The organism is Streptomyces silaceus, assembly GCF_001419745.1.
Lineage (GTDB): Bacteria > Actinomycetota > Actinomycetes > Streptomycetales > Streptomycetaceae > Streptomyces > Streptomyces silaceus.
The window spans coordinates 1-8,339 of the sequence record NZ_LIRJ01000426.1 but is presented as its reverse complement, the minus strand read 5'-3'; the positions used below and the strand labels follow the sequence as shown (position 1 = coordinate 8,339).

7 protein-coding genes are annotated in these 8,339 nt (G+C 72.4%); all 7 read left to right on the top strand.

Translation table 11 applies throughout. The features are described 5' to 3' along the window. Nucleotides 1–1,221 (top strand): alpha/beta hydrolase (locus tag AOK22_RS32405; protein WP_055702284.1); only part of this gene is annotated, 1,221 nt, incomplete at its 5' end. 112 nt (nt 1,222–1,333) lie between these two features. Further along, nucleotides 1,334–2,089 carry a GntR family transcriptional regulator gene (locus AOK22_RS32400; protein ID WP_055702283.1) on the top strand — a complete coding sequence of 252 codons (756 nt, stop codon included), beginning with the start codon at nt 1,334–1,336 and terminating at the stop codon, nt 2,087–2,089. Between the two features lie 134 nt (nt 2,090–2,223). After that, the gene (locus AOK22_RS32395) at nt 2,224–3,957 is read left to right on the top strand and encodes a purine-cytosine permease family protein (protein WP_079036967.1); all 1,734 of its coding nucleotides are present in this window, start codon (nt 2,224–2,226) and stop codon (nt 3,955–3,957) included. Nucleotides 3,958–4,141: 184 nt separating this feature from the next. Beyond that, entirely contained in the window at nt 4,142–4,333 is a 192-nt protein-coding gene (locus tag AOK22_RS32390; protein ID WP_055702282.1) for an SPOR domain-containing protein, read from the top strand. A gap of 95 nt (nt 4,334–4,428) precedes the next feature. Then, nucleotides 4,429–4,830, top strand: coding sequence for a (deoxy)nucleoside triphosphate pyrophosphohydrolase (locus tag AOK22_RS32385; protein WP_055702281.1), 402 nt, complete (start codon nt 4,429–4,431; stop codon nt 4,828–4,830). Nucleotides 4,831–4,958: 128 nt separating this feature from the next. Further along, the gene (locus AOK22_RS32380) at nt 4,959–5,375 is read left to right on the top strand and encodes an ATP-binding protein (protein WP_055702280.1); all 417 of its coding nucleotides are present in this window, start codon (nt 4,959–4,961) and stop codon (nt 5,373–5,375) included. A 173-nt stretch (nt 5,376–5,548) separates the two neighbouring features. Then, on the top strand, nt 5,549–8,158 hold the full coding sequence (locus tag AOK22_RS32375) for a SpoIIE family protein phosphatase (protein WP_055702279.1): 2,610 nt from the start codon (nt 5,549–5,551) through the stop codon (nt 8,156–8,158). Nucleotides 8,159–8,339 lie beyond the last annotated feature (181 nt).

Genomic DNA, 8,339 nt, shown 5'->3' with positions numbered 1-8,339 from the left:
GCCCGGGTCCTGCTCCTCGCCGCCGCCCTCCTGAACGCGGCGCTCGCCGTCCTCGTCGCCGCCCCGCTGCCCCGCGTACCGCTCCTGGTGCTCGTCGCGGCCGTGATCACCTCCTGGGGGCTCGTGCTCCTGCCGCCGGGACTCCTCGGCCTCGCCGCCGCCGCGCTCGCGGGGCGGCGCCACCCCTGGTGCGCGGGTCTGGCGGCCCTCTCCTCCTTCGCGGCGCTCGTCTACGGAGTCATGCCCTACGCCGCCGCCTACTCGGCCGCCGAGCGGCAGGGCCAACACCTGGCCGCCGCGCGGTACTTCGACGGCGTCAACTACGCCAAGGTCCCCGACCGCGCGCGTTCCCTCACGTACGCGCGCGTGGGCGGCGGAAAAGGGAGCGGCAAGGGGGACGGCAGGAGGGCCGGGGGAGCGCAGCGCGTGAAGAGGGAGCGGCTGCGGCTCGACCTGTGGGAGCCGTCCGGGCGGCCGGCGGTGCGGCGCCCCGCCGTCGTCTGGGTGCACGGCGGCGGCTGGAACAAGGGCCACCGCAGCCAGAGCCCCGAATGGAACCGCTGGTTCAACGCGCGCGGCTGGTCGGTCTTCGACATCGACTACCGCCTCGCGCCCCGGGCCACCCAGCTCGACCAGATCGGCGACGTGAAGTGCGCGGTGGGCTGGGTGCGGCGGCACGCGCGCGCGTACGGCGTCGACCCCGACCGCCTTCTGCTGGCGGGCAGTTCGGCCGGCGGCAACCTCGCGCTCGCCGCCGCCTACACGGACGGTGACGACCGGGTCCCGGCGTCCTGCGCGGTGCGTGACAGTTCGGTCTCGGGGGTGATCTCGCTGTACGGGCCCACCGACATGCGGCGTCTGATCGCCGGCACCGCGCTGCGCCGCGACCCCATCATCCCGCGTCTGATGGGTGGTTCGGCGGCGACGGCCCCCGCCCGCTATCGTCTGGGCTCACCCGCCCGGCTCGTGCGGGGCGACGTGCCGCCGACCCTGTTGCTGCACGGGAGCGCGGACCGCGCGGTCCCGGTGGCGCAGGCGAGGGAGCTGGCACGGCGTCTCAAGGTGGCGGGTGCCCCGGCGACGTACGTCGAACTGCCGTGGGCCGACCACTGTTTCGACGTGAACTGGGGAGGCTGGGGCAGCCAGATCGCGCGCGCCGCGACCGAACGTTTCCTCGGCGCGCTCGACCGATCTCTATATCCGGGGAAAGGCCCTGCGTAAAGACCAGCGACGGAAGAAATCATCACTTCGGGTGATTCCATGGCCTTGGGTTGCACCCAACAACCGACGGTTGCCACGCTGTTGCTGTCTGTCAACCTGATGGGAGTGGCCAGTGACTTTCGGTGAGCAGCCGGCGTATCTGCGTGTCGCGGGTGATCTCCGCAAGAAGATCGTCGACGGTTCGCTGCCGCCGCACACCCGGCTCCCCTCGCAGGCGAGGATCCGTGAGGAGTACGGGGTGTCGGACACGGTCGCCCTGGAGGCGCGCAAGGTCCTGATGGCCGAAGGCCTGGTCGAGGGGCGCTCCGGCTCCGGCACCTATGTGCGCGAGCGCCCCGTCCCCCGCAGGATCGCCCGCACCGGCTACCGCTCGGTGAACGGCGGATCGACCCCGTTCCGCCAGGAGCAGGCGGCGGAGGGGGTGCGCGGCACCTGGGAGTCGCGCAGCGAGCAGACCGAGGCGGGTGCCGCGGTCGCCGAGCGGCTCGGCATCCGCGCGGGCGACCGCGTGATGTGCACCAAGTACGTCTTCCGGGATGCCGGCGAGGCCATGATGCTCTCCACCTCGTGGGAGCCCCTCGCCATCACCGGGCGCACGCCCGTGATGCTCCCCGAGGAGGGCCCGCTCGGCGGCTGCGGTGTGGTGGAGCGGATGGCGGCCATCGACGTGATCGTGGACAACGTCGCGGAGGAGGTCGGCGCCCGGCCGGGTCTGGCCGAGGAGCTCACCGCGCTCGGCGGCGTCCCCGGCCATGTGGTCCTGGTCGTCCAGCGCACGTACTACGCGTCGGGCCGCCCGGTCGAGACGGCCGACGTCGTGGTGCCCGCCGACCGCTACCGGATCGCGTACCACCTGCCCGTGAAGTGACGTCCGGTGATGGGGAGTTAACACCCGCCCCGCTGCCGTAACCCCGGAGCAACACCATCCCGCGGCCAGCCGTCACGCGGGGCTCCTACCTTCCCCGTCCGTACCCGCACCCCGGTCGGACGACAGGAGCCCCCATGACGGACACGACGGTCGGCCGCGAGCCGACGGGCCCGGCGGACGCGATGCCGCCGGTCGCGGAGCCCGAGGCCGGCTCCGCGCCGCCCCGCCGCAGTTACGCCAAGATGGCGGCCGACGAGAGCCGCGAGGACTACTCGCTGCGCTACGCCCCGCACTCCTTCCGGCGCTGGTCCCCGACCATGGTGGCCTCCACCGCGCTCGGCGGCATCGCCTACCTCGCGGACTTCGCGATCGGCGCGTCCATCGTCTTCACCTACGGCTTCACCAGCGGCCTCGCCTCGATCCTGTGCGCCGCCACGATCATCTTCGTGACGGGCATCCCGATCGCGCGGGCGTGCGCGCGCTACGGCCTGGACATGGACCTGGTGACCCGAGGGGCGGGATTCGGCTATTTCGGGTCGACCCTCACGTCCCTCATCTATGCCTCCTTCACCTTCATCTTCTTCGCCCTCGAAGGTTCGATCATGGCCCAGGCCATGCACCAGGCCGTCGGACTCCCGGTCGAGATCGGCTACTTGGTGACGACGCTGATCGTCATCCCGATCGTCTTCCGCGGCATGGGCGCGCTCGCCAAGGTGCAGGCCTGGACGCAGCCGGTCTGGCTGATCGGCATGGTGCTCCCGTTCGTGGTGCTCGCCTTCGAGGCGCCGGACGCGTGGGGTGCCTTCGGGTCCTTCGGCGGCACGGAGGGCGCGGGCAGCGGCTTCTCCTGGATCGGCTTCGGGCTCGGCACGGGCGTCGCGCTCTCGCTCATCGCGCAGATCGGCGAGCAGGCGGACTACCTGCGCTTCATGCCCGCGCGGACCGAGCAGAACAGGCGGCGCTGGAACCTCGCCGTGCTGGCGGCAGGACCCGGCTGGGTCGTGATCGGCGCGGCCAAGCAACTGGGCGGCGCCTTCCTGGCGTTCGTCGCCCTGGCGGCCGTCGGGAAGACGCACGCCCTGGAGCCCGTCGCTCCGCAGATCGAGGCCCTCAAGCCGTGGCTCGGCTCGGTCGCGCTGCCCGCCGCCGCGCTGTTCGTCATCGTCTCGCAGATCAAGATCAACGTGACCAACGCCTACAGCGGCTCGCTGTCCTGGTCGAACTTCTTCTCCCGCGTCACCCACCGCCACCCGGGCCGGGTCTGGTACATCTTCCTCAACCTCGCCATCGCGCTGACGCTGATGGAGATGAACATGTTCGCCGCGCTGAACAAGCTGCTCGGCTTCTACTCGAACGTGGGCATCGCCTGGATCACGGCGGTCGCCGCCGACCTGGTCATCAACAAGCGGGCGGGCTGGAGCCCGAAGTACATCGAGTTCAAGCGCGCCTATCTGCACGCCGTGAACCCGGCCGGGTTCGGCGCGATGGTGATCGCCTCGACGGTCTCGATCCTCGCGTTCTTCGGTCTGTTCGGGCGGTACGCGGAGGCGTTCTCGACCTTCATCGCGGCCGGACTCGCCCTGGTGCTGTGCCCGTTGATCGCCTGGGCGACGAAGGGACGCTACTACCTGGCGCGGCCCAACCCCGTCAACGGCCCGCACGTGCCCGTCCCCGACGTGACGGCCACGCACACCTGCGGCGTCTGCGCGACGGCGTACGAACTGCCCGACATCGCGGACTGCCCCGTCCAGGCCGGGCCGATCTGCTCCCTGTGCTGCTCGCTCGACGCCGACTGCGGGGACGTCTGCCGCAAGGCGCCGACGGGTGAACCGGTGCTGATGCCGCTGCCGACGGTGCGTACGGACTGAGCCGTCGCGCGCCCCGGTCGTCCCGTGGCCGATTGCTTACCTCCTCACCACCCCCTGCGTATCTCTTTGTGCAAAGTCGTATCCGCTGAGTGAAGGTCGGGCGTAGGCTCGGGCATATGCGGAATGCGGTTTCCTTACTGACCGAGGCGTGGCGCGCGCCGGGGGTGGCGAGCGGAGGGGCGCAATGAACGACGGGACGGTCCTGCTGCCCTGGCTCGTGATACGGCAGGACGACAACGGCAACCGCTACCGCGTGGGCAGGTACGCGACGAAGGCGGAGGCCCAGAAGATCGCGGACAGCCTCGACGACCGCGGGCACAAGCAGCTCTACTCGATCGAGAGGCTGAGCCGGAACGTCGGGGGAAGCGCCCCGTAGCCCCGTGGCCCTGTAGGGGATGCGAGGCCCGCCCCAGGAGCCCGGGACCCGGCCCGTGGGGGGCCCGTCCCGGCGGAGCGCCTACGCTCCAGCGCATGGACGAACAACGCATCGTGGTCGGCGCCGCCCTGTACGACGAGGGGCGCCTGCTCGCCGCACGGCGCACCGCGCCGCCCGAGCTGGCCGGCGGCTGGGAGCTCCCCGGGGGCAAGGTGGAGCCCGGTGAGCCGTGCGAGAAGGCGCTGCTGCGCGAACTCCGCGAGGAACTGGGTGTGGAGGCGGAGCTGATCGAGCGCGTCCCCGGCGAGTGGCCGCTCGCCAAGGGGTACGTCCTGCGGGTGTGGACCGCCCGTCTCCTCTCCGGCACCGCCCGGCCCCTCCAGGACCACGACGAGCTGCGCTGGCTCGCCCCCGACCAGGTCTGGTCGGTCGACTGGCTGGCCGCCGACGTGCCCGCCGTCAGGGCGGCGCTCGGCCTGCCGCACGCCACGCACTGACTCCGCCTACGCCGTTCGTGCCACAGTGCGCCCCAGTACGCGGTAAACCCGCCGGGATATCGGGTATGTGCCCATTAACCCCATGAAACCGGACAGGTTCCCGGACAGGTTCCGCTTCTGGTCTGGAAGTGATCGGCGTGATCGACACCGAAGGCGACTGCGCCGAGTGGGATTTCCCCGCGCATCCCGGCGCCGTCCGCACCGCCCGCACGGTCGTCCGCAAGCAGCTCGGCGACTGGGGCCTGGCCTCCCTCGGCGATGTCACCGTGTTGCTCGTGAGCGAGCTGGTGACCAACTCGCTGCGTCATGCCTCCGGGCCCATCGGCGTACGTCTCGTACGTCCCGTGGACCCCTCGGGCACCCTCCTTGTGGAGGTGTCCGATCCGCTCCCGGACCCGCCCCTGGAGCGCGTCGCCGCACCCGACGACGAGGGCGGTCGCGGCATTCAGCTGGTCGCACGCTCGGCCCGGCGCTGGGGGACACGGCCGGGCCGCACGGGCAGTACGGGAAAGACGGTGTGGTTCGAGCTGCCGCTGCCGGGTTAGAAGACTGGCAGTGTGCGATGGGCGTCGGACACAAGAGCGGCACGGGCCAAAAAGCGTCGAGTCCGTGCTGTGATCGTGAACGCCGTGTGGCGCTGTGCCGTAGTGCTGGATACTGCGGTCAGCCGTATGCGGTGACCGGTGCCGGACGCGGTGAGCTGGAGGGGACGGTTCGCGTGAGCGAGATACCAGCGAAGGCGACGGAGCCCGAGGGGCCGTCGGGCGACGCGATGGCCGAGGACGCGGGCGAGGCCGGGGTCGGTGAGACCTGGCAGAGCAGCCCGCCCGGCTCGATCTACGACTACATCAAGGTCGCCTCCTTCTCGATCGGTGCCGACGGACTCGTCGACCAGTGGAGCACCCGCGCCGAGCGGCTGTTCGGCGTGGCCGCGCGTGACGCCGTCGGCAAGGACCCCATCGAGGCCTTCGTGCCGGCCGAGCTGCGCCCCGGCGGCCACCGCAAGATGGCGGAGATCCTCGACGGGCGGGAGTGGACGGGGTCCGTGCCCTTCCGGGTGCCCGACGGGTACGGGGACGGCGTCGCCGGGCAGGAGGGCATCGCCGAGGTCTACGTCATGCCGACCGAGACGGAGGACGGCGAGCGGGCCGCGGTCTGCATCGTCGTCGACGTCCGCGCGCTCCGGCAGATCGAGACGGACCTCGCCGCCTCGCAGGCCATTTTCGGACAATCCCCTTTCGGTTTCCTGCTGTTCGGCACGGACCTGAAGGTGCAGCGCGCCAACCGCCGCTTCGCCGACGTCTTCGGCGGCGGCGTCGAGGACCACAGAGGCCGCACCGTCCACGACTACCTGCCCCGCCACGAGGCCGACCGCATGGCCGCCGCCCTCAAGCGCGTCCTGCAGACCGGCGACTCCGTGACGGACATGCAGATAGTGGGACCCGCTCCCGGCAGCGGCGAGCGCCGCCACTGGTCGATCAACCTCTACCGCGTGCACAGCGGCTCGGGCCGCCCCATCGGCGTCGCCGGCCTCGGCACCGACGTCACCCGGCGGCACGCCGCCGCCCGCGAGGCCGCGCACGCCCGGCGCAACCTCGCCCTCCTGAACGAGGCCGGGTCCCGCATAGGCAACTCCCTCGACCTGGAGGCCACCGCACGCGAGCTGCTCGACGTCGCCGTCCCCGGCTTCTGCGACCTCGCCTCCGTCGACCTCTACCAGGGCCTGCTCGACGGCGACGAGACACCGCCGGGCCTCGCCGACGGCAGCGCGGAGCTGCGCCGGGTGGCCTTCGCAAGCGCCGTCGCCGACGCGCCGTTCCCGGAGGGCACCGGGCCCGTCGCCGTCGGCGCCGTGCACCGCTTCGCGTTCTCCTCGCCCTGCGCCGACGCCCTGCGCGCCGCCCGCCCGCGCCTGATCACCGCCGCCGACAGCGCCTCCGCGAGCCGGCTGACCGGCGGCCTGGTCCAGTCGACGCTGGCCGTGCCGATGATCGCCCACGACACGGTGGTCGGCCTCGCCCAGTTCTCCCGTACGAAGGGCAGCGAGCCCTTCGGCGAGCGCGACCGGGCGCTCGCCGTCGAGCTGGCCGCGCGCGCCGCCGTCTGCATCGACAACGCCCGGCTCTACCGCCGCGAGCACGAGCGCGCGCTGATACTGCAGCGCTCCCTGCTGCCGCCCGGCGACCCCGAGGCGTCCGGTCTGGACATCGCCTGCCGCTATCTGCCGGGCAACGCCGCCACGGAGGTCGGCGGCGACTGGTTCGACGTCATCGAACTGCCCGGCCACCGCACCGCCCTCGTCGTCGGCGACGTCATGGGGCGCGGGCTGCGCGCCGCCGTCGCCATGGGTGAACTGCGCACCGCCGTGCGCACCTTGGCGCTCCTGGACCTGGAGCCCGCCGAGGTACTCTCCGCGCTCGACGAGATCGCCCGGGGCCTCGGCAACCCCGCGGGCCCCCAGCAGGCCACCCGCGCCGCCCGCAAGGCCGCGGACGCGGACCTCAGCGAGGTCTACCTCGCCACCTGCGTCTACGCCGTCTACGACGCCGTCACGCGCCGCTGCACCTTCGCCAACGCCGGGCACCTGCCGCCCGTCCTCGTCGAGCCGGGCGAGGACGCGCTCATGCTCGACGTACCCCCGGGCATGCCGCTCGGCGTCGGCGGCGAGCCCTTCGAGGACGTCGAGGTCGAACTCCCCGAGGGCGCCCTCCTCGCGCTCTACACCGACGGTCTCGTCGAGTCGCGCGACCACCCGCTCGACGAGGGCCTGAACGCGTTCGTCCGCGCCCTCAGCGACGCGCCGCCCGCCCTGGAGGACGTCTGCGACCACGTCCTGACCAGCCTCGACACCCACCACGGCGAGGACGACATCGCGCTCCTGATGGCCCGTGTGGAGGGCCTGCCCGCCGAGCACGTCGGCGACTGGACGCTGCCGCGCGACCCCAAGTCGGTGGGCCGCGCCCGCGAACTGGCCTGCGACCAGCTGCGCGACTGGGACCTGGAGCGGCTCTGCGACACGGTGGAACTGCTGGTCAGCGAGCTGGTCACCAACGCGCTCCGCTACGGCGAGGGCGAGATCAGGCTGCGCCTCCTGCTGGACCGCACCCTGGTGTGCGAGGTGTGGGACGCGGGCTTCGTCCAGCCGCGCCGCCGCCGGGCCCGCGACACCGACGAGGGCGGGCGCGGCCTCCAGCTGGTGGGGCTGCTCAGCGCCGCGTGGGGCTCCCGTCGGACGCCGCAGGGCAAGACGGTCTGGTTCGAGATGGCCCTGCCGAACGGCGACACGGAGCCGATGGACGCGGCGGAGGCGCTGCTCAGTCTGTTCTGAGGCGTTCTGGGGCGCTCTGGGGCGCTCTGGGGCTTTCTGCGGCGCGGCTGTCGCGGGGGCCCGGGGCGGCTCTCGCGGGGGCCGGGAGGGCTCTCGCGGAGCCCGGGAGGGCTCAGGTGGTCGCCTTGAGGGCGGCGAGGCGGGCCTCGACCTCCGCCGCGTCGCCCAGGCCGTCCAACTG